The 403-nt window shown below is 35.0% G+C and carries 2 protein-coding genes; both read left to right on the plus strand.

Annotated elements, in window-relative coordinates:
- Positions 1–207, plus strand: a 207-nt coding sequence (locus D7Y13_RS46625; RefSeq protein ID WP_158626262.1) for a hypothetical protein, incomplete at its 5' end; no start/stop codon positions are given.
- The coding region (locus D7Y13_RS45535) for a hypothetical protein (protein ID WP_147452772.1) at positions 204–403 on the plus strand (200 nt) is incomplete at its 3' end. The genes D7Y13_RS46625 and D7Y13_RS45535, both read left to right, overlap by 4 nt.

The raw sequence follows: 403 nt of genomic DNA on the forward strand, positions 1-403 counted from the left end.
ATCAAAAGGGATTTATCTTTAGGGATTGAATCTGTTTTGCCGAATCATGTTGCCCTACTAGGTGATCTTCCAGAAAGTGAGTTAGATATTTGGAAGATAAGAGTGGATGAAAAATATTTGCGTGAAGTAAAAGACAAATATTTTCACCTTGTTTCAGAAGAAGCTCCTCTAAAATGGATAGAATTATTTAAGAAAGGCATAAAATGAAAAATAACACACAAAATACCAAGGCTTTTTTACAGAAGGCTTTATCACAAGCTCCAGATGATTTTGCGTTATCAGAAGTTCGTTATCATATTCGAGCCGCTTTAGGTAAACTAGAAACGGTTGAGAAAAAGCGAGAACAAAGAGAAGTTGGCGTGCAAGAACGTAAAGAGAAACTCTTAGTTAATGCTTATGATCC

It is taken from the genome of Corallococcus praedator (genome assembly GCF_003612125.1).
In the GTDB taxonomy this organism is placed as follows: domain Bacteria; phylum Myxococcota; class Myxococcia; order Myxococcales; family Myxococcaceae; genus Corallococcus; species Corallococcus praedator.